Annotated in this window: 20 protein-coding genes; 4 read left to right on the forward strand and 16 right to left on the reverse strand. The window is 70.6% G+C overall.

Translation table 11 applies throughout. From position 1 onward, the window contains the following. Window positions 1-35: 35 nt before the first annotated feature. The 3 genes from ispF to AOM07_RS02700 are packed head-to-tail and all read right to left on the reverse strand — an operon-like array spanning window position 36 to window position 1,668. On the reverse strand, window positions 36-509 hold the full coding sequence (gene ispF / locus AOM07_RS02690) for a 2-C-methyl-D-erythritol 2,4-cyclodiphosphate synthase (RefSeq protein ID WP_062311134.1): 474 nt from the start codon (window positions 507-509) through the stop codon (window positions 36-38). Continuing rightward, window positions 506-1,189 (reverse strand): IspD/TarI family cytidylyltransferase, encoded by a 684-nt coding sequence (locus AOM07_RS02695; protein ID WP_062311136.1) that lies wholly within the window; start codon window positions 1,187-1,189, stop codon window positions 506-508. Before AOM07_RS02695 ends, ispF begins: the two co-directional genes overlap by 4 nt. Then, window positions 1,186-1,668, reverse strand: coding sequence for a CarD family transcriptional regulator (locus AOM07_RS02700; RefSeq protein WP_062296348.1), 483 nt, complete (start codon window positions 1,666-1,668; stop codon window positions 1,186-1,188). Before AOM07_RS02700 ends, AOM07_RS02695 begins: the two co-directional genes overlap by 4 nt. 266 nt (window positions 1,669-1,934) lie before the next feature. Between AOM07_RS02700 and AOM07_RS02705 the strand changes: the two genes are divergently transcribed. Then, window positions 1,935-2,396, forward strand: a complete 462-nt coding sequence (locus tag AOM07_RS02705; protein ID WP_062311138.1) for a hypothetical protein — start codon at window positions 1,935-1,937, stop codon at window positions 2,394-2,396. A 151-nt stretch (window positions 2,397-2,547) separates the two neighbouring features. Here AOM07_RS02705 and pstB read toward each other — a convergent pair whose 3' ends face one another. From pstB to AOM07_RS02735, 6 genes are all read right to left on the reverse strand, one after another. Then, window positions 2,548-3,327 (reverse strand): phosphate ABC transporter ATP-binding protein PstB, encoded by a 780-nt coding sequence (gene pstB / locus AOM07_RS02710; protein ID WP_062311140.1) that lies wholly within the window; start codon window positions 3,325-3,327, stop codon window positions 2,548-2,550. 17 nt (window positions 3,328-3,344) lie between these two features. After that, entirely contained in the window at window positions 3,345-4,307 is a 963-nt protein-coding gene (gene pstA / locus AOM07_RS02715; protein WP_062311142.1) for a phosphate ABC transporter permease PstA, read from the reverse strand. Continuing rightward, complete coding sequence (gene pstC / locus AOM07_RS02720; protein ID WP_062311145.1) at window positions 4,307-5,305, reverse strand: phosphate ABC transporter permease subunit PstC; 999 nt, start codon at window positions 5,303-5,305, stop codon at window positions 4,307-4,309. The genes pstA and pstC overlap by 1 nt, the downstream gene beginning before the upstream one ends. Before the next feature lie 96 nt (window positions 5,306-5,401). Next, entirely contained in the window at window positions 5,402-6,532 is a 1,131-nt protein-coding gene (locus AOM07_RS02725; protein WP_062311147.1) for a phosphate ABC transporter substrate-binding protein PstS, read from the reverse strand. A 323-nt stretch (window positions 6,533-6,855) separates the two neighbouring features. Further along, entirely contained in the window at window positions 6,856-7,551 is a 696-nt protein-coding gene (locus AOM07_RS02730) for a response regulator (RefSeq protein ID WP_062311149.1), read from the reverse strand. Further along, entirely contained in the window at window positions 7,548-8,660 is a 1,113-nt protein-coding gene (locus tag AOM07_RS02735; RefSeq protein ID WP_062311151.1) for a sensor histidine kinase, read from the reverse strand. The genes AOM07_RS02730 and AOM07_RS02735 overlap by 4 nt, the downstream gene beginning before the upstream one ends. Window positions 8,661-8,799: 139 nt before the next feature. Between AOM07_RS02735 and phoU the strand changes: the two genes are divergently transcribed. Next, complete coding sequence (phoU, locus tag AOM07_RS02740; RefSeq protein ID WP_062311153.1) at window positions 8,800-9,459, forward strand: phosphate signaling complex protein PhoU; 660 nt, start codon at window positions 8,800-8,802, stop codon at window positions 9,457-9,459. A gap of 537 nt (window positions 9,460-9,996) precedes the next feature. Here phoU and AOM07_RS02745 read toward each other — a convergent pair. The 6 genes from AOM07_RS02745 to nadC form a co-directional block, all read right to left on the reverse strand. Next, entirely contained in the window at window positions 9,997-10,743 is a 747-nt protein-coding gene (locus tag AOM07_RS02745) for a phosphoglyceromutase (RefSeq protein ID WP_062311155.1), read from the reverse strand. 152 nt (window positions 10,744-10,895) lie between these two features. After that, on the reverse strand, window positions 10,896-11,969 hold the full coding sequence (locus AOM07_RS02750; protein ID WP_062311157.1) for a lactonase family protein: 1,074 nt from the start codon (window positions 11,967-11,969) through the stop codon (window positions 10,896-10,898). Continuing rightward, window positions 11,966-12,292, reverse strand: a complete 327-nt coding sequence (locus tag AOM07_RS02755) for a histone-like nucleoid-structuring protein Lsr2 (RefSeq protein WP_062311159.1) — start codon at window positions 12,290-12,292, stop codon at window positions 11,966-11,968. The genes AOM07_RS02750 and AOM07_RS02755 overlap by 4 nt, the downstream gene beginning before the upstream one ends. 148 nt (window positions 12,293-12,440) lie before the next feature. Next, entirely contained in the window at window positions 12,441-12,689 is a 249-nt protein-coding gene (locus AOM07_RS02760; protein ID WP_062311161.1) for a hypothetical protein, read from the reverse strand. Between the two features lie 10 nt (window positions 12,690-12,699). Continuing rightward, window positions 12,700-14,163: a lysine--tRNA ligase gene (lysS, locus tag AOM07_RS02765; protein WP_082101615.1), complete on the reverse strand. Its 1,464-nt coding sequence runs from the start codon at window positions 14,161-14,163 to the stop codon at window positions 12,700-12,702. Window positions 14,164-14,372: 209 nt separating this feature from the next. Further along, complete coding sequence (gene nadC, locus AOM07_RS02770; protein ID WP_062311163.1) at window positions 14,373-15,296, reverse strand: carboxylating nicotinate-nucleotide diphosphorylase; 924 nt, start codon at window positions 15,294-15,296, stop codon at window positions 14,373-14,375. A gap of 304 nt (window positions 15,297-15,600) precedes the next feature. Between nadC and AOM07_RS02780 the strand changes: the two genes are divergently transcribed. Next, window positions 15,601-15,870 carry a metal-sensitive transcriptional regulator gene (locus tag AOM07_RS02780; RefSeq protein ID WP_439644881.1) on the forward strand — a complete coding sequence of 90 codons (270 nt, stop codon included), beginning with the start codon at window positions 15,601-15,603 and terminating at the stop codon, window positions 15,868-15,870. Window positions 15,871-16,033: 163 nt separating this feature from the next. Further along, window positions 16,034-17,713 (forward strand): FAD-dependent oxidoreductase, encoded by a 1,680-nt coding sequence (locus tag AOM07_RS02785; protein ID WP_062311165.1) that lies wholly within the window; start codon window positions 16,034-16,036, stop codon window positions 17,711-17,713. A gap of 318 nt (window positions 17,714-18,031) precedes the next feature. On the opposite strand, the gene AOM07_RS02790 is transcribed toward AOM07_RS02785, so the two are convergent. Then, the gene (locus tag AOM07_RS02790; RefSeq protein ID WP_084830031.1) at window positions 18,032-19,867 is read right to left on the reverse strand and encodes an acyltransferase family protein; all 1,836 of its coding nucleotides are present in this window, start codon (window positions 19,865-19,867) and stop codon (window positions 18,032-18,034) included. Window positions 19,868-19,905: the final 38 nt, after the last annotated feature.

Raw genomic sequence — 19,905 nt, forward strand, 5'->3', positions numbered from 1 at the left:
GCGGCCGGCGGGCGGGCCGGTGGCTGGGCGGCGGGTCAGGCCCGGACGATGAGCGCGGTGGCGATCGCCGCCACGCCCTCTCCCCTGCCGGTGAGGCCCAGGCCGTCCGTGGTGGTGCCCGCGACGGTGACGGGGGCGCCGCACGCCTCGGACAGCGCGGCCTCGGCCTCGGCGCGGCGCGGCGCGAGCTTGGGACGGTTGCCGATCACCTGCACCGCCACGTTCCCGATCTCGAACCCTGCGGACCGGACCAGCCGCGCGCTCTCCGCGAGCAGCGCGACGCCCGCGGCGCCGGCCCACTCGGGTCGCGAGGTGCCGAAGTTCGAGCCCAGGTCGCCCAGCCCCGCCGCCGACAGCAGCGCGTCGCAGGCCGCATGCGCGGCCACGTCGGCGTCCGAGTGGCCCTCGAGCCCGGGCTCCCCCGGCCACTCGAGGCCCGCGACCATCAACGGGCGCGAGCCGCCGAACGCGTGGACGTCGACGCCGATCCCGGTGCGGGGCAGGTTCACACCTTCTCCTCTTCCGCGGACAGCGCCGCGATGTGCTCGGCGAGCGCGAGGTCGCCCGCATGCGTGATCTTGACGCCCCGCTCGTGGCCCTCGGTCGCGACCACGCGGTAGCCGAGCGCGCGGGCCAGCGTGGCGTCGTCCGTCGCGGACGAGCCGCCGCGCGCGTGCGCATCCAGCAGCACCGCGGCGCGGAAGGCCTGCGGCGTCTGGACCGCCCGGAACAGCGTGCGGTCGACCGGGTCGCCGAGCGCGCCGTCGGGCGCGGGCGCGGTCACGAGCGTGTCGACCACCGGCACCACCGGGATCGCGCCGTCCGCGCCCTCCTCGATGGCGGCGACCACCGCGCGCATGGCGGCGACGGGCTGGAAGGCGCGGGCCGCGTCGTGCACGAGCACGACGTCCGCCGGCGCGAGGTCGAGCGCGGCGAGGCCCGCGTTGACCGACTCCTGCCGGGTGCCGGCGCCGGGGACGATGCGCGCGTCCAGGCCGTCGAGGGCGCGCGCGAACGCGTCCAGATGGGTGGGGGGCGCGGTCACCACCACCTGGGTGGCGACGCGCGCGATGCGGCGCACGGCGTGCGTGACGAGCGGTTCGCCCGCCACGGCGACGAGCGCCTTGGGAAGGTCGGACCCGAGCCGGGTCCCGTAGCCGGCGGCCGTGACGACGGCCGCGACGGTCACGAGGCGAGGACCTCGTCGAGACGGGCCTCGGCGGCCTCCTCGTCGCACTTCTCGGCGAGCGCGAGCTCCGAGACGAGGATCTGGCGCGCCTTGTGCAGCATGCGCTTCTCGCCGGCCGAGAGGCCCTTGTCGGTGTCGCGGCGCGACAGGTCGCGGACGACCTCGGCCACGCGGATGACGTCGCCCGAGGCGAGCTTCTCGACGTTGGCCTTGTAGCGGCGCGACCAGTTGGTGGGCTCCTCGATGTAGGGCTCGCGCAGGACGCCGAACACCTTCTCGAGACCCGCCTGGTCGACGACGTCGCGGACTCCCACCAGGTCGACGTTCTCGGCCGGCACCTCGATGGTCAGGTCACCCTGCGCTACCTTGAGCTTGAGGTAGGTCTTCTCCTCACCCCGGATGATGCGCTTCTTGATGTCCTGGATCTGGGCCGCCCCATGGTGGGGGTAGACGACGGTCTCGCCAACGACGAAGTTCATGGTGGAGTAATCCCCTTCTCGACGGAGTTCCATTCTACCATTTGGCATTTCCCCAATAACAGGCGCATCCTCCCTGGCAGCGGGCCGTTGGTCCTCTTCTGGGCGTTTTGCCGGCACCAAGTGACACAAAAGGCGGCGAGGGGCCACGGCGCGAGGCGCAGGAGGAGCCGCAGGACGAGCCGCCACGGGACGCTCCGCGCACGGTGGCCGGTCGTCACGGCGAGCCACTATCCTTCCAGTGACGTCACCCCGGAAAGGTCCCCGCCGTGAAGCACCCCGTTCGCCTGCTCCCGCTCGCCGCGCTCGCCCTCGTGGCCGCCGGCTGCTCCGCCGTCAACCCCATCACCACGCAGGACGCGTACGACGCCTCCGACGGCATGAGCATCGAGTTCGGCGACGTGACGGGCCTCAACCTCATCGTCATCACCGAGGCGGTCGACTCCCCCGCGGTGCTCATCGGCTCGTTCTACAACTCGGGCGACGAGGACGTGCAGGTCGCCGCGTCGATCGACGGCGCCGGGATCGTCACGGTCGACGTCCCCGCCGGCACGGTCGTCAAGCTGGGCGGCGAGGAGGGCGAGGCGCACATCACCGGCACCTCGACCGCCGCGCCCGGCTCGCTCCAGGAGATCACCATCCAGACGGACGAGGCCGGCCAGGTCGCCGAGTTCGTCCCGGTGCTCGACGGCACGCTCCCCGAGTACGCGGTCGAGCTCGAGTCGCTCTAGCCAGCCCGCCGCGGTGCGCCCCTCCACGCGAGCGGTGCACCTCTCCACACAACTGAATCGCCGCATCGTCCGCCACCGGGACTGATGCACAGAAGCGGGGCCGATGCACACGCATCGGCCCCGCTTCTGTGTCGGGAGGTACCCCGGAGGATCAACCGAAGCGGCCCGAGATGTAGTCCTCGGTGGCCTTCTCCGACGGCGTCGAGAACATCGTCGGGGTGTCGTTCATCTCGATGAGCTTGCCCGGCTTGCCGGTGCCCGCGATGTTGAAGAACGCGGTGCGGTCGGACACGCGCGCGGCCTGCTGCATGTTGTGGGTCACGATGACGATCGTGTAGTCGTTCTTGAGCTCCTGGATGAGGTCCTCGATCGCGAGCGTCGAGATCGGGTCGAGCGCCGAGCAGGGCTCGTCCATGAGGAGCACGTCGGGCTTGATCGCGATCGCGCGGGCGATGCACAGACGCTGCTGCTGGCCGCCGGAGAGCGAGGAGCCCGGCTTGTCGAGGCGGTCCTTGACCTCCTCCCACAGGTTGGCGCCGCGGAGCGAGGCCTCGACGAGGTCGTCGGCGTCGGCGCGCGAGATGCGCTTGTTGTTGAGCTTCACGCCCGCGAGGACGTTCTCCGCGATGGACATCGTGGGGAACGGGTTGGGGCGCTGGAAGACCATGCCGACGTGGCGGCGGACCGTCACGGGATCGACGCTGTCGGCGTAGAGGTTGACGCCGTCCATGAGGACCTCGCCCTCGACGCGGGCGCCGGGGATGACCTCGTGCATGCGGTTGAGCGTGCGGAGGAAGGTGGACTTGCCGCAGCCCGACGGGCCGATGAACGCCGTGACGGACTTGGGCTCGATCGACAGCGAGACGTCCTCGACCGCGAGGAAGTTGGAGTAGTAGACGTTCAGGTTGTTGACGTCGATGCGCTTGGACACAGGTGCTCCGGTTCTGGCTAGCGGCCGGTCTTGGGGGAGAAGTAGCGAGCGATGAGGCGCGCGATGAGGTTCAGCGCCATGACGATGAGGATGAGGACCAGCGCGGCGCCCCAGGCGCGGTACTGGGTGATCTCGCCGATGCAGGTCTCGGTCGCGCAGGGCAGGGCGCCCTTCTCGTACTCCGAGATGATGAACACCGGCAGCGACATCATGCGGCCGTCGAAGAGGTTGAAGTTCATCGAGTCCGTGACGCCGACCGCGACGAGCAGCGGCGCCGTCTCACCGATGACGCGGGCGATCGCGAGGGTCACGCCCGTGGTGATGCCGGCGATCGCCGTGCGGACGACCACCTTGATGACGGTCAGCCACTTCGGCACGCCGAGCGCGTACGAGGCCTCGCGCAGCTCGTTGGGCACGAGGCGCAGCATCTCCTCGGAGGAGCGCACCACGACGGGGATCATGAGCACGGACAGCGCGACCGCGCCGACGATGCCGAGCTTGGTGCCCGGCCCCATGATGATCGCGAACAGCGAGTAGGCGAACAGACCCGCGACGATCGACGGGATGCCCGTCATGACGTCGACGAAGAAGGTGATCGCGCGCTTGAGCATGCCGGTGCCGTACTCGACCAGGTAGATCGAGGTGAGCAGGCCGATGGGGACCGAGATGATCGTGGCGGCGAGCGTCATGAGGACGGTGCCCCAGATCGCGTGCAGGATGCCGCCGTACGGCGCCTCGGAGCCGAACACGCCGCGCATGCTCTGCTGGAGGAACTCGAGGTTGAAGCCGGCGTCCAGGCCGTCCGCGTTCGAGATGAAGAAGATGTCGATGCCGTTGACGATCACCGTGACGGCGAGCCAGATCAGCGGGACGACGGCGAGCGCGAACGCGACGTAGATGATGCCGGTCATGCCGGCGTTCTTGATCCGGCGCGACCGCGAGATCCCCCCGAGGGGCGAGAGCGTGGTGGAGGTCGACATCAGTTCGCTCCCGAGAATTCGCTGCGGCGGGACACGACCCAGCGCGCGAGCATGTTGACGAGCAGGGTGATCACGAACAGCGCGAGGCCCATCGCGATGAGCGAGTTCACGCCGAGGGCGTTGGCCTCGGGGAACTGCAGCGCGATGTATGCGGCGATGGTGTTGTGCTGGTTCGGCTGCAGGATGTACGGCGAGAACGTGAGTCCGGGGCTGATGATCATCAGCACGGCCATCGTCTCGCCGAGCGCGCGGCCCAGGCCGAGCATCGTCGCGCCGATCATGCCGGAGCGGCCGAACGGGAAGACCGCCATGCGGATCATCTCCCAGCGCGTCGCGCCCATCGCGAGCGCGGCCTCCTCGTGCAGCTTGGGCGTCTGGAGGAAGACCTCGCGCGAGACGGCGGAGATGATCGGGATCACCATGATCGCGAGCACGATGCCCGCGGAGAGCGCCACGCGGCCGGTGAAGACCTCACCCGACTGCGGCGGCGCGAAGATCGGGATCCATCCGAAGTAGTCGGCGAGCCATTGGTAGAAGGGCTGCAGGAAGGGCACGAGGACCGCGACGCCCCAGAGGCCGTAGACGACCGACGGGACCGCGGCGAGCAGGTCGATGAGGTAGCCCAGGCCCTGCGCGAGGCGGCGCGGGGCGAAGTGCGAGATGAAGAGCGCGATGCCGATGGAGACCGGCGTGGCCAGCAGCAGGGCGATCACCGAGATCAGCACCGTGCCGTAGACCAGGAAGCCGACGATCTCGAGGAGGCTCTGGCCGTCCTCCGGCTTGATGAAGGAGACCTTGTCGCCCAGCTCGGCGGCCGAGAGCGAGATCGCGGGCCACGCCTCCTCGAGGAGGAAGGTCGCGACCGCGGCGAGGGTGATGAGGATGAGCAGGCCGGCGCCGGTCGACAGCCACTTGAAGAAGCGGTTCGCGGCGGCGCCCGGATGGGTGCCGTAATCGCTCGCGGGTTCAGTCTCTGGCGACTGCTGGGTGGTGGTCACTCGCGGGTCTCCCTTGGTTGTCGCCCATCGTAATGGGCAAGGTGGTGGGCCCACCCGTCGAGGGCGGGCCCACCACCTCTAGGCACTGCTGCGCGGTCAGCCCGCGGCGATCTCGTCGAGGATCGACTCGACCTGAGCGGAGAGCTCCGAGGTCAGCGGCGCCGAACCGGCGGCCGAGGCGGCAGCGGCCTGGCCCTCGTCCGAGGCGACGTACTTCTCGAAGGCGGTGACGAGCGCACGCTCGGTCTCGTCGTCGTACTGCGAGCAGACGATGTGGTACGAGACGAGGGTGAGCGGGTAGGCCGACGAGTCGGTCGTGGTGCGGTCGATCGCGTACGCGAGGTCGTTCTCACCGTTGGCGGAGTCGGACAGCGGCGACGCGGCGATGATGTTCGCGGCGGCCTCGGCCGAGTAGGGCACGTACTCCTCGCCCACCTTGAGCGCGACGGTGCCGAGCGAGCCCGCACGCGAGGCGTCGGCGTAGCCGATCGCGCCGTTGGTCGAGGTGACGGTGTCGACAACGGCCGAGGTGCCGTCCGCACCGACCGACTGGTCGGCGGCGGTCGAGAACTCCTTGGTGGCCTCGTACGGCCACGCGCCGTTCGACGCCTGCTCGAGGTAGTCGGTGAAGTTGTCCGAGGTGCCGGACGAGTCCGAGCGGTACACGACGGTGATGTTGGTCGACGGGAGCTCGACGCCCTCGTTCTGCGACGCGATGGCGTCGTCGTCCCACGTCGTGATGTTGCCGTCGAAGATGTTCGCGATGGTCTCGGCGTCGAGGTTGATCGAGTCGACACCCTCGAGGTTGAAGATCACGGCGACCGGCGAGATGTACATCGGGAGGTGGTACGCGCCACCGTCGCCGTCGCAGCGCTCGACCGCGGTCGCGTACTCCGACTCGTCGAGCAGACCGTCGGAGCCGGCGAACGGCACGGCGCCCGCGAGGAACTGCTCGATACCGCCGCCCGAGCCGACCGGGTCGTAGCCGACGGTGACGTCGGCGTTGGCAGCCTGGAAGCCGGCGCGCCACGCGTCCATGGCGGACTCCTGCGACGAGGCGCCGGCGCCCTGGAGGTTGCCCGAGAGCTCCATCATCGCGTCGGCGGTGGACTCGGACGCCGACGAGGTGTCACCGGCGGGCTCCTCGTTGGAGGCCGAGCAGGCGGCGAGCGACAGCGAGAGAGCGGCGGCGGTCAGGACGACTCCGCTACGGGTGAAAGCCTTCACTTCGAATTCCTCACGTTTGATCACGGGGCCCGGCTTCTTGCCGGATGACCATCACGGTAGGCAGACGAGGTAACGGACCGCACGAGGGATTCTGAACTGAGGGTGAACATCCGGTGAACCGGGGCCCCTCGTTATCGAAACGTGACGATGCGCGGCGGCGTCTCGGCCGCATCGTCCCGTTTGCGAGGTCCCCGCCCGCCCACCCCGTGGACCTCTCCACGCACGCTCCCCCGCATCGTCCCGCCGCATGGCATGTGGACGTTCACAGACCGGCGCTCGTGTGGAGGGGTGCCCCAGCCGCGTGGAGGGGTGCCCGGGTGGGGTCAGACCTCGAACGAGTAGCCGACCCCGCGCACCGTCTGGATGAGCGACGGCTCGGAGGGGTCCGTCTCGACGCGGCTGCGGATGCGCTTGATGTGGACGTCGAGGGTCTTGGTGTCGCCGAAGTAGTCGGAGCCCCACACCCGGTCGATGATGACCTGGCGCGGCAGCACGCGGCCGGCGTTCTGCGCGAGCAGGTGGAGGAGCGCGAACTCCTTGGGCGGCAGCGACTGGGTCTCGCCGCCCCGCGTCATCTGCAGGCGCTCGGGGTCGAGCGTGAGCCCCGCGATCGTGAGCCGCTCGGGCTCGTCGACGATGTCCCGCTGGCCGCCCGCGTAGCGGCGCAGCACGCTGCGGATGCGGGCGACGAGCTCGCGGCCCGAGTACGGCTTGGTGACGTAGTCGTCCGCGCCGAGCTCGAGGCCGATGATCTTGTCCACCTGGTCGTCCTTGGCGGTCACCATGATGATCGGCACGTCCGAGCGCTCGCGCACCGCCTTGAAGACCTCGGGTCCGGACATGCCGGGCAGCATGAGGTCGAGCAGGATGAGGTCCGCTCCGTCGCGCGTGAACGCGTCGAGCCCCGCGGTGCCCGAGGCGGCGAGCTCGACGACGAAGCCCTCCCTCTCGAGCAGGAACTGCAGGGAGTCGCGATACGACTCCTCGTCCTCGACGACGAGGATCCGCGCCTCGGTCATGATGCCTCCTGGTGAACGGCGAGCTTGAAGGTGAAGGTGGAGCCGACGCCCGGCTCGGACCACACGCCGACGGAGCCGGAGTGCTGCAGGGCGATGTGCTTGACGATGCTGAGGCCGAGGCCGGTGCCGCCGGTGTCCCGGGCGCGCGCGGGGTCCGCGCGGTAGAAGCGCTCGAAGATGCGCTCCTGGTCCTTGTCGCCGATGCCGATGCCGCGGTCGATGACGGAGACGGCCGCGACGCCGTCGCGCGCGTCCAGCGAGATCGTGACGGCGGTGTCCGGATCCGAGTACTGGACCGCGTTGTCGACGAGGTTGCGCAGGGCCATGACGAGCAGGTCGCGGTCGCCGTACACGTAGGGGCGCGCGCGCATGTCCGTGATGAGGCGGATCTGCTTGGCGTCCGCCGTGACCTTGGCGGCCTCGACCGCCTCGTGCACCACGCCGTCGAGATGGAGCAGCTCCTGGTCGACCACCGGGCCGCCGGACTGGAGGCGCGTGATCTCGATGATCTCCTGGATGAGCTTGGTGAGGCGCCGCGCCTCCTTGCGCATCTTCTTCGCGAACTTCCTCACGACCTCGGGGTCGTCGTGCGCCTCCTCGATGGTCTCCGCGAGGAGGCTGAGGGCGCCGATGGGCGTCTTGAGCTCGTGCGAGACGTTGACGGCGAACTCGCGGCGCGACTGCTCGGCGGCGCGCGACTCGGTGTTGTCGTTGACGAGGGCGAGGCACAGCTCCTCGTCGATCGGCGTGACGCGCGCGTGGACGAAGCGGGGGGTCTTGAGCACGCCGCGCTGGACCGCGATCTCGGACTCGATCGGCTCGCCGCGGCGCCATGCCTGCTCCGCGAGGTCCGCGAGCTCGGTGTTGAGCGCGCCGTCCGGACGCGCGACGCCGAGCGCGGCGGCGGCCTGGTTGCTGAACGCGCTGCGCCGGTCGCGGCGGATCACGACGGCGCCCGCCTGGAGAGCGGCCATGAGCTGGCGCGTCCGATGCGGGACCAGGGTGGTCTCCTGCATCACCTCGCGGCGCCGGAAGTACGACACGGCGGCGACGATGGCGGCTCCGATCGCCATCCCCAGCGCAAGCGCGACCCACACCTCCGGACTCATGGCGCCACAGTATCCATGGGCCTCGGCGTTCACCCAATGTTCACGGGCGCCACCTGTTGTTCACCCTGATGGGTGGGGTGATCGCGCGTCTCACCCAGGGACGATGCCACACTAGGAGCGCTAGCAATCAAGGAGAGTCATGCGCACCCTGTTCAACGCCGAGATGGCGGACCTCGCCGAGGACCTCGTCGCGATGGCGCGCCACGTCGAGACCGCGATCACCAAGGCGTCGGAGGCCATCCTCACCGGGAACCTCGAGGCCGCCCAGTCCGTGATCGCCGAGGACGAGCAGCTCGACGACCTCGAGACGCAGGTCGACGAGCGCTGCGTGCTGCTCATCGCGCAGCAGCAGCCGGTCGGCCTCGACCTGCGCACGATCATCTCCGCGCTGCGCATCTCCGCGGCGCTCGAGCGCATGGGCGACCTCGCCTCGCACATCGCCAAGGACGTGCGCCGCTCGTACCCCGAGTCGCCCATCCCCGACTCGCACCGCGAGATCATCGAGAGCATGTGCGCCGCCGCGACCGAGGCCGCCGGCGAGATCATCCGCCTGCTCGAGACGCGCGACCTCAACGTCGCCGCCGCGATCGTCGAGGACGACGACACGCTCGACGCGCTTCACGAGCGGGCCTACAAGAGCCTCACCGACGGCTCCTACACGGGATCGCCGCAGAACACCCTCGACATCGCGCTCCTCGCGCGCTACTTCGAGCGCTTCGGCGACCACGCCGTGGGCATCTCGCGCCGCATCGTCTACCTGGTCACCGGCGACCACTCGGGCGACGACGCCAAGATCTGACGTCCGTCCGGACGCGCGAAGGGCCCCGACCTGCTGGTCGGGGCCCTTCTGCTGTCTCCGGCGACCGGGCGACGCGGCGACCCGGCGACCCGGCGACCCGGTGATCGGCTCGCCCGGCGACCGGGCGACCCGGCGACCGGCTCGCCAGAAGGATCGAACGCGCATCGATCCGTCATGCGTGCCGGATCCGGCACGTACGGCGGACCGTTGGCGCATCGGTCCGTCATGCGTGCCGGGGCGGGACCAGGACGAGCGCCAGGGCCTTCTGCTGTGACGGGCGCCCTCGCGACCCGGCGACCCGGCGACCGGCTCGCCAGGCGGATCGAACGCGGATCGATCCGTCATGCGTGCGGGATCCGACACGTACGGCGGACCGTTGGCGCATCGGTCCGTCATCCGTGCCGGGGCGCGGGCCGCGGGCCGGAGCCGGAGCCGGAGCCGGAGCCGCCGCATCGTCCCGCCGTCGGACCCCGCCCCCCGGACGCACGAGGGGCCCCGACCTCGCGGTCGGGGCCCCTCGGCGTCGCGCGGAACGCGCTACTTCTTCTTGCCCTGGTTGGCGACGGCCTGGATGGCGGCCGCGGCGGCCTCGGGGTCGAGGTAGGTGCCGCGCGGGTTGGTCGGCTTCAGGGTCTCCTCGTCGAGGTGGTAGACGAGCGGGATGCCGGTGGGGATGTTGACGCCCACGATCTCGTCGTCCGCGATGTCGTCGAGGTGCTTGACGATCGCGCGCAGCGAGTTGCCGTGCGCCGCGACCAGCGTGGTCTTGCCGGCCTTGAGGTCGGGGACCACCTGCTCCTCCCAGTAGGGAAGGGCGCGCTCGAGGACGTCCTTGAGGCACTCGGTCTTGGGGATCGGCTCGCCGGCGTAGCGCGGGTCGCCCTCCTGCGTGTACGGGTTGTCGTCCGAGATGGCCGGCGGCGGCACGTCGTACGAGCGGCGCCAGATCATGAACTTCTCCTCGCCGAACTGCTCGAGGGTCTCGGCCTTGTTCTTGCCCTGGAGGTCGCCGTAGTGGCGCTCGTTGAGGCGCCAGTGACGCTTCACGGGGATCCAGTGGCGGTCCGCGGAGTCGAGCGCGAGGTTCGCGGTCATGATCGCCCGGCGCAGCAGCGAGGTGTGGACGACGTCGGGGAGGATGCCCTCCTCCTTGAGGAGCTCGCCGCCGCGCACGGCCTCGCCCCAGCCCTTGTCGTTCAGCGGGACGTCGACCCAGCCCGTGAACAGGTTCTTCTCGTTCCAGTCGCTCTCGCCGTGGCGGAGCAGGATCAGTGTGTAGGTCATGCGGTCAGCCTAATGGGGACCGCGTCCCCGGCGCGTGGCCAACGTCCCACCCCTCCCTGACAGTGCGAACGGATCTCGAGGCGACACGCCGGTGATCCGCTCCTCGTCACTCGCGACGCGCCGCGCAACCGGGACCGACTCCGTTCGGAGTGTCAGGGATGGGAAGCGACCACGCAGGCCGGGCTCGTCACCTCGCCCGCCGCGTACGGAAGCTCCGCGATGTCGCCGATCCCGCCCTCCGGCGGCATCCCGATGACGTCCGCGAGCGCGAAGGACCGCACCCGATGACCGCGCTCCTCCCCCACGAGCAGCCGGTCGCCGATCGCCGCGAAGTACCGCGGCCAGTGCCCCGCATCGAACGCGCCCCGGTAGGTGAGCTCGCCCTCGGGGGCGACGTCGAAGACGGAGATCACGTCCGCGCCGCGGACGCTCGCGAGCAGCACGTCGCCCGTGTGTCCCGGGACGAGCGCGACATGCGCGTCCTGGCTCTCGGCGCTGCGCGGCAGCGCCAGCGTCGAGGGCGTCTCGGCGATGACGGTCGCGGTGGACGATGCGTCGTCCCAGCGGAGCGTGCGGAGCCGGTGGTCGAGCTCGCACGTGACATAGAGGAGGTGTCCGCGGACCGCGACGTGGCGCGGGCCCGCGCCGGGCGGAAGCGTCGCGGCGATCCCGTCGGGCTCGAGCAGGCCGCCGTCGAGGAGGCGGTAGCGGCGGAGCTCGTCGGTGCCGAGGTCGGCGACGAGCACGTGCCGGCCGCCGGGAGCGAGCAGCGCCGAGTGCGCGTGCGGCCCCTCCTGGCGGTCCTCGTTCGGGCCCGAGCCCGCGTGCCCCAGCAGCTGCGCCGGCGCATCGTCCACCGGCAGGCCGTCCTCGCCGAGCGGGACGACCGCGAGGTCGCCGCTCGAGTAGTGGCTGACGTAGAGCGTGCGGGCGTCGGCGCCGAGGAGCAGGTGGCACGCGTCGGCGCCGCCGGTCGCGAGGCGCGCGACGATGCGCGGCGCGGCCGGGCGGAGCACGTCGAGCACGACGACCTCGCTCGCGGGCAGCTCGCAGGCCGCGTAGACGAGCGGGAGGCGCGGGTGCGCGAGGAGGAAGGACGGCGCGGGCAGGTCCAGGACCTGCTCCGCCGCAGGGTCATCGGGTCGGGAGGACCGCCAGATCCCCTCGCCCAGCCCCGCCGGGGTGCCGAGCCCCGCCGCCGGGTAGGTGCCCCAGAGGAGCGTCACTGTGCGGCGTCGTAGGCCTCACGGACCTTGGCCGGGATGCGGCCGCGCTCCGGGACCTCGACGCCGTTGGCCTTCGCCCAGGCGCGGATCGCTGCGGCGTCGCCGCCGCCGGACGAGCGGGCCGACTTGCGGGCGCTCGCCTTGCGCGAGGCCGTGCGGCGGCCCGCGGAGATCCACGGCGCGAGCGCGTCGCGCAGCGCGGAGGCGTTCTTCTCGTTGAGGTCGACCTCGTACGACGAGCCGTCGAGGGAGAACGAGACGGTCTCCGAGGCGGTGGAACCGTCGATGTCGTCGACCAGGACGACCTGAACCTTCTGCGCCACGATATTTCCTTTCACGGGAGGTACCGCGATATTCGCATTCCGGAGAAGCGCGCGTCAATTCCTTCCGTGGCGTTTATGGAAAACGGCCCGGCGAAAAAGCTGGGGAAATCGGCGGCCGACTTTGGTCCAGCGCCGATAACGCCGCGCGCTACGCCTCCTGGCGACGCTCTTCCGGCTCGACCGCCGCATCGTCCCCGGCATCACCGCTGGTAGCGGTGGGCTCGGAATTCCCGGCTGCCTTTGCGGACTCGCGGGTCGCCTCCTCGGCGTCGGCCTTGGCGAGCGCGGCACGCTCATTTCGGTCGGCGCGGATGACGGCGCGCATCGCGAACCAGAAGATGAGGCCCACCCCGATCGAGGGGATGATGCCGATGGCGACGGCCTGCCAGGTCTCCATGCTGGGCCCCTCAGTCCTCGGTGGGCTTGACGAGCGGGAACAGGATGGTCTCGCGGATGCCGAGGCCGGTGAGCGCCATGAGCAGGCGGTCGATGCCCATGCCCATGCCGCCGCTCGGGGGCATCGCGTACTCCATCGCGGTGAGGAAGTCCTCGTCGAGCTGCATCGCCTCGTCGTCGCCCTGCGCGGCCATGCGGGCCTGCTGCTCGAAGCGCTCGCGCTGGATGACGGGGTCGACCAGCTCGGAGTACGCGGTCGCGAGCTCGAAGCCGCGGATGTAGAGGTCCCACTTCTCGACGACGCCGGCCTGGGTGCGGTGGTCGCGCGTGAGCGGGCTGGTCTCGACCGGGAAGTCGCGCACGAAGGTGGGCATGTAGAGCGAGTCGCCGACGTGGTGCTCCCACAGCTCCTCGACGAGCTTGCCGTGGTTGACGCGCTTGGGGTCGACCGAGATCTCGAAGCGGTCGCACAGGGCCTCGAGGTGCGCGAGCGGCGTCTCGGGGGTGATCTCCTCGCCGAGCGCGTCGGAGAGCGAGCCGTACATGGTGATCTCGGTCCAGTCGCCCGACAGGTCGTAGTCCGAGCCGTCCGCGAGGGTGACGACCTGGGTGCCGAAGATGTCGTCGGCGGCGCCCTGGACCAGGCCCTTGGTGAGCTCGGCCATGGTGTCGTAGGTGCCGTACGCCTCGTAGGCCTCGAGCATGGAGAACTCGGGGCTGTGCGACGAGTCGGCGCCCTCGTTGCGGAAGTTGCGGTTGATCTCGAAGACCTTCTCGATGCCGCCGACGGCCGCGCGCTTGAGGAACAGCTCGGGCGCGATGCGCATGTAGAGGTCGATGTCGTACGCGTTCATGTGCGTGACGAACGGGCGCGCGGCGGCGCCGCCGGGCTGCGTCTGGAGCATCGGGGTCTCGACCTCGATGTAGCCGCGGCTGTCGAGGCTCTCGCGGAGGCTGCGGTTGAGCTTGGCGCGGTTGCGGACGGTCTCGCGCGCGAGCGGGCGGGCGATGAGGTCGACGTAGCGCTGGCGCACGCGGGTGTCCTCGGCGAGGTCCTTGTGGAGGACCGGCAGCGGGCGGAGCGCCTTGGCGGCGATCGCCCACTCGGACGCGAACACGGAGACCTCGCCGCGGCGCGACTTGATGGCGCGGCCCTTGGCGAACAGGTGGTCGCCCAGGTCGACGGTGGCCTTGAAGGCAGCGAGGGACTCCTCGCCGACCTCGGCGAGCGACAGCATGATCTGCAGGCGCTCGCCGGCGCCGTCCTGGATCGCGGCGAAGCAGAGCTTGCCGGTGTTGCGGATGAACACGACGCGGCCGGCGACGCCGACGACGTCCTGCGTCTCCTCGCCGTCCTCGAGACCGTCGTACTTGGCCTTGACGTCCGCGATCTCGTGGGTGCGGTCGACCGAGACCGGGTACGCCTCGCCGCCGTCCGCGATGAGGCGGTCGCGCTTCTCGCGGCGCACGCGCATCTGCTCGGGGACGTCGTCCGTGGTCTCGGGGGCGGGCGCAGTCTGCTCAGTCACGGGGAAGATTCTACGTGGAGTGCCGCGGGACCCGCCCCGCGCGACCTCTGCACGACAGCAGGCACGGATCTCGCCGCGACACGCCGGGCAGGAGGGACGATGCGCGGGTTCCGCGCGGGGTGCCGGTTCCGGATCCGTGCTGGCTGTCTGGGGGGCTAGCTCAGGTCGAGGCCCAGGTCGACGATCGGGCTCGAGTGCGTGAGCGCGCCGACCGACATGAAGTCGACGCCCGTCTCCGCCACGTCGCGCACGTTCGCGAGCGTGAGGCCGCCGGTCGCCTCGAGCCACACCTTGCCGGTGCCGGTCGCCCCCTGCTCACCCGCCCGCACCTCGTCGACCAGCGCGCGCATCGTCGCCGGCGGCATGTTGTCGAGCATGAGGAAGCGGGCGCCCGCAGCGATGGCCTCGCGGGCCTGGGCGGCGTCCTCGACCTCGACCTGCACGGGGACGTCGGGGAAGCGCTCGCCGATGCGGGCGATCGCCGCCGCGACCGAGCCCGCCGCCACGATGTGGTTGTCCTTCACCATCGCGCAGTCGAAGAGGCCCATGCGCTTGTTGACGCCGCCGCCCATGCGGACCGCGTACTTCTCGAGCTCGCGCAGGCCCGGGGTGGTCTTGCGGGTGTCGAGGACCTTGGCGGGGGTGCCCGCGAGCGCGTCGGCCCAGCGGCGCGTGTGCGTGGCGACGCCCGACGCGCGCGACATGAGGTTGAGCAGCGTGCGCTCGGCGATGAGGACCACGTGGCCGGGGCCCTCGAGCCGCGCGATCACGGCGCCGGCCCGGAGGAGGTCGCCGTCCGCGGACTCCAGGGTGACCGTCGGGGTCGGGAGGCCGATGCGCTCGGCGACCTGGCGCATCGTCTCCCCGATCGCGTCGACGCCGGCGAGGACGCACTCCTCGCGGGTGGCGACGACGCCCCGCACCCGGGCGTCGGCCGGGATGGTCGACTGCGTGGTGACGTCGCGGCCGGTAGCGGCGCCAAGGTCCTCGTCGAGCGCGGTGCGGACGATGCGCGCGAGGGCGTCGGCGTCGAGCGGCGCGTCCTGCGGCAGCTCCTCGGGATGCGGCGTGGAGGTCATGGGGCAATCGTGGCACGGGCGGGTCGCCGCGGATCTACCGCGGCAGCGTCCGGCCTGGCAGACTCCCTCCATGCTCGCCCTCGTCGTGACCGCCATCGGGTTCTACGTCCTCTACTGGGTGGTGCGCGCCGCCGTGCGGGACGGGCTGCGCGACGCCGACCGGCTCGCGGACGGCGAGAGGCAGTAGGGCGTCTCTCGGCTCGGCGCTGCAGCCACGGACCGCTCCGGGACGGGAGCCCTGGCCGACATATACCCCCACGGGGTATCCTTGAGCACGACAGCCGCCCACCCGGAGGAGGACGCGATGGCCGAGATTCACCTGAGCCCTGAGGACATGGACCCCGTGGTCAAGCGCCTGCGCCGCGCCCACGGCCAGCTCGCGGGCGTGCTGAAGATGATCGAGGACGGCCGCGAGTGCGCCGACGTGGTCACGCAGCTCGCCGCGGTCTCGAAGGCGATCGACCGTGCCGGCTTCTCGATGATCGCGACCGGTCTCGAGCAGTGCGTCAACTCCGACGAGGACGCGACGGACGCCAAGGAGCGCCTCCAGAAGATGTTCATGTCGCTGGCCTGAGCCAGCGTCGCCGTAGCGCGCCTCGCTCCCGTCCGGGAGAGGGGCGCGCTTCGTCGTTTTCGGCACCTACCAGGGGTCTCGCAAGCAAGGGACCTTGGTCGGAATATACCCCCCGGGGGTATCTGTTACGGTGGATGCACTCTCCCAGATGGAAGGACCACACATGCGAATCCTGGTGATCGGCGGTGTCGCCGGCGGCATGAGCGCCGCAGCCCGCGCCCGCAGGCTCGACGAGCACGCGGAGATCATCGTGTTCGAGAAGGGCAAGTACGTCTCCTTCGCGAACTGCGGGCTCCCGTACCACGTCGGTGGCGAGATCGACAACGACCGCTACCTGCTCCTCCACTCCCCCGAGTCCCTCAAGGCCGAGCTCGACCTCGACGTGCGCACCGAGCACGAGGTCATCGGCATCGACCGTGACGCCCAGACGGTGCTCGTCGCGACGCCCGAGGGCACCGAGACCTTCGAGTACGACGCGCTCGTGCTCTCCCCCGGCGCCGACGCGATCGTGCCGCCGATCCCCGGCGTCGACCTCCCCGAGGTCACCCACCTCCGCACCGTCGACGAGGCGCGCGAGCTCGCCGGCCGCACCGCGACCGCGAAGCGCGCGGTCGTCATGGGCGCCGGCTTCATCGGTCTGGAGACCGCCGAGGCGTTCCGCCACCGCGGCCTCGAGGTCACGCTCGTCGAGCTCGCCCCGCAGGTGCTCCCGCCGCTCGCGCCCGAGATGAGCGCGCTCGTCGAGAAGGAGCTCACCTCGCACGGCGTCGACGTCCGCACCGGCGTCGCCGCGACCGCGGTCACCGCCACCCCGGACGCCGAGTCCGCCGTGTCGGTCACGCTCGGCGACGGCTCCGAGGTGCCCGCCGACATCGTCGTGATGTCCGTCGGCGTGCGCCCCAACACCGCGCTCGCCAACGAGGCCGGCCTCGAGCTCACCGACCGCGGCGCGATCGTGGTCGACGAGTTCCAGCAGACCTCCGACGCCCACATCTGGGCCGCCGGCGACGCGATCGCCGTCCGCCACGGCGTGACCGGCCAGGTGGGCCCCGTCCCGCTCGCCGGCCCCGCGAACCGCCAGGGCCGCCGCGCCGCCGACTCGATCATGGGCCGCTCCGACAAGGCGCAGCCGGTGCTCGGCACGGCGATCGTCCGCACGTTCGGCCTCACCGCCGCGACCACGGGCGCCTCGCCCCGCATGCTCGACCAGGCGGGCATCGAGTACTTCGTGGTCCACACGCACCCCGCGAACCACGCCGGCTACTACCCCGGCTCCCAGGTGCTGCACCTCATGGGCGTCTTCTCGCCCGAGGGCAAGCTCCTCGGCGCCCAGGCCGTGGGCCCGGACGGCGCCGACAAGCGCATCGACGTGCTCGCGACCGCGCTGAGGGCGGGCTTCTCCGCCGACGACATCGCGGAGCTCGAGCTCGCCTACGCACCCCCGTTCGGCTCGGCCAAGGACCCCGTCAACATGCTGGGCTTCCTCGCGCAGAACGTCGTCAACGGCACCACCAAGGTGTGGACGGTGGGCGACCTGGACTGGGCGCGGGACAACGCCCTGATCCTGGACGTGCGCTCGGAGCGCGAGTACGCGATGGGCCACCTGCCCGAGGCGATCAACCTCCCGCACACGCACATCCGCGAGTACATCGAGGGCGTCAAGCAGATCGCGGCCGGCCGTCCGGTCCGCGTGCTGTGCGCCTCCGGCGTGCGTTCGTACTACGCGCACCGCGTGCTCGCGCAGCACGGCCTCGACTCGGCCACGCTCGACGGCGGCATGTTCACGCTCGTCGACGCGGTCCCGGGCCTCGAGCTCGCGACGGGCGCCTTCCAGCCCGCCTGATCCCCGATCCTCGAAGCCCCTCACCTCCAGCAGGAGGTGGGGGGTTTCGTGGTCCTCCCGCTATTTATGCACGAGGGGACGGTGGCGGCGGGGCCGCAGAGAGCACCGGGCACCGGGCACCGGGCACCGGGCACCGGGCACCATGAACCTCGAGGCGCCGGCCCGGCCGTCGCAACATGCATAAATAGCGGGAGCATCGCGCACCCACACCCGCCCGCGGACGTCGCGCAGGCACGGTGACGTCGGTCAGACCCCGCTGCCGGGGTGAGGCGAAGCGACGCGCGGTGAGGAGGAGGCGCGAACTGCCCCGAAACGCCGCTAGGTCCCCAATGAGGCCAGCGGCGACCGCGTCTCCACCAGGCGCTCGGCCACGAACTCAGCGCCGTACCGCGTGAGGTGGCTACGGTCGGGCGACAGCGGATTGCCGTCCGAGTCGAAGACCGGCACCGTCACGCCGTCTCCCCCGATGAGCCTGATGACGTCGACGTAGTCGAGACTCGAGTCCTCGAACGCGTCGTTCAACTCGACGTACTGCTCGCTGACGACCGCGCGCGCGTCGCTCCGCGAGTCCATCGGAAGCCGGCCATACGGATTGAGATTCCATCCGAAGTCCTTGGTCCCGAAGATGTACACCGCTGCCGGATCGAGGCCCACAACGGCCTGGACGAGCGCCTCCACCTCGTCCACCCCCTGCAGCTGGTCCGCGATCACGACGGTGGTGTCCTCAGAGATCGCGGGCTCGAGCCGCGGGATGTCCTCCAGGGTGAGCGCCTCCAGATGCGAGCCCGCGAAGTAGGCGAGCCGGCCCTCGAGGTCGGGGTTCATCTCGAGCAGGACGTTGGCCGCGTCGCGCGCGTAGCTGTTGCCGACGACGACGACATCCGGATCGGCGGGCGCACCCTCGGTCCCGACCGTATAGGCACGGATCCGCTCGTTGTAGCCGATGTATACGTCGCCACCCGCGTCAATGTTCGGATAGGTGCGCTTAGGGAAGCCTTGACCCACATGGAGCACGAGCCCCAGCACGATCATCACCGCAACCGGCGGCACAAGGTACGCGAAGACCTTTCGACTCGGCACACGCGTCGGGTTGCGGAACGGCACCTCGATGAACCGCCAGCTCAGCCAGCTCAGGCCCAGGATCGGCAGAATGAGGGAGCCCAGGAACCACGGGCTGGGCTCGCTGAGCGACCCCACACGGATGAACGCGAACACCGGCTGGTGGATCAGGTACGCGGAGTAGCTGATGAGGCCGACGGTGACCATCGGCCGCGCAGACAAGGCGCCTCGCGCAAGCGACTCGTGACCACCGTAGACGAGCGCCAGCGCGGTGCCGATCGTCGGGATCAGCATCCACGCGGATGGCGCCGGCGTCGCCTCCGGACTGAAGAGCACGATGGACGCGACGATCGCCACGAGCCCGACCACCGGCAGGTGCCTTTCGATGGCCCTGCCGGTCGGCCGTACAAAGGCAGCGATCCCACCGACAAGCAGCTCCCACGCCCGGAACTGCGGCAGGTAGAAGGCGGAGTCCGGATCCGAGCCGACCGCGAAGGTCGCGAGGACGAGGCTCAGCGCAGCGATTCCCGCCAACGCGACGACCACTCCGCGCCTCTTCCGGAAGGCCCAGAAGAGGGCGATCAGGATTAACGGATACAGCAGGTAGAACTGCTCCTCGACGCCCAGGCTCCACGTGTGGAGGAGAGGCTTGAAGCCGCTCTCGAGCTCCCAGTAGCCGCTGGTGCGAGCCAGCAGCAGGTTGTTCGCGGCGAGCAGCGTGGCGACGGCGCTCTGCCCGAAGTTCTGCCGGAAGTCCGGGAGCATGAGCCACCAGGCGAACGGGAAGCACAGCAGGACCACGGCGGTGAGAGCGGGCACGATGCGCCTCACGCGGCGCATGTAGAAGCGGCGGAAGGAGAAGGTCCCGGCAGCGTGCTCGCGCACGACGATCCCGGTGATGAGGAAGCCGGAGATGACGAAGAAGACGTCGACGCCGACCCACCCGCCCCTGAACGCGGTGAAGCCGGCGTGGTCGAGCAGCACCGCCAGGACGGCGATCGCTCGCAGCCCGTCGATGTCGGCGCGGTGGTGCCGACCTCCCGGCGCGGACAGGCGAGGAGGGACACTCGTCGCAACATCGGTAGCGGATCTCAAGGCGCCGACCCCCCAGCAGTGCTCGGCCCGACAGCAAT

It is taken from the genome of Demequina rhizosphaerae (assembly GCF_000971255.1).
Lineage (GTDB): Bacteria > Actinomycetota > Actinomycetes > Actinomycetales > Demequinaceae > Demequina > Demequina rhizosphaerae.

What these genes read in the sequence shown, in the direction of transcription:
- nadC (WP_062311163.1), bottom strand. Translation starts at nt 15,296, where the DNA reads ATGACCTCCACGCCGCATCCCGAGGAGCTGCCGCAGGACGCGCCGCTC.
- AOM07_RS02745 (WP_062311155.1), bottom strand. Translation starts at nt 10,743, where the DNA reads ATGACCTACACACTGATCCTGCTCCGCCACGGCGAGAGCGACTGGAAC.
- phoU (WP_062311153.1), top strand. Translation starts at nt 8,800, where the DNA reads ATGCGCACCCTGTTCAACGCCGAGATGGCGGACCTCGCCGAGGACCTC.
- AOM07_RS02780 (WP_439644881.1), top strand. Translation starts at nt 15,601, where the DNA reads ATGGCCGAGATTCACCTGAGCCCTGAGGACATGGACCCCGTGGTCAAG.
- AOM07_RS02735 (WP_062311151.1), bottom strand. Translation starts at nt 8,660, where the DNA reads ATGAGTCCGGAGGTGTGGGTCGCGCTTGCGCTGGGGATGGCGATCGGA.
- AOM07_RS02700 (WP_062296348.1), bottom strand. Translation starts at nt 1,668, where the DNA reads ATGAACTTCGTCGTTGGCGAGACCGTCGTCTACCCCCACCATGGGGCG.
- AOM07_RS02730 (WP_062311149.1), bottom strand. Translation starts at nt 7,551, where the DNA reads ATGACCGAGGCGCGGATCCTCGTCGTCGAGGACGAGGAGTCGTATCGC.
- AOM07_RS02760 (WP_062311161.1), bottom strand. Translation starts at nt 12,689, where the DNA reads ATGGAGACCTGGCAGGCCGTCGCCATCGGCATCATCCCCTCGATCGGG.
- AOM07_RS02785 (WP_062311165.1), top strand. Translation starts at nt 16,034, where the DNA reads ATGCGAATCCTGGTGATCGGCGGTGTCGCCGGCGGCATGAGCGCCGCA.
- lysS (WP_082101615.1), bottom strand. Translation starts at nt 14,163, where the DNA reads ATGCGCGTGCGCCGCGAGAAGCGCGACCGCCTCATCGCGGACGGCGGC.
- pstA (WP_062311142.1), bottom strand. Translation starts at nt 4,307, where the DNA reads ATGTCGACCTCCACCACGCTCTCGCCCCTCGGGGGGATCTCGCGGTCG.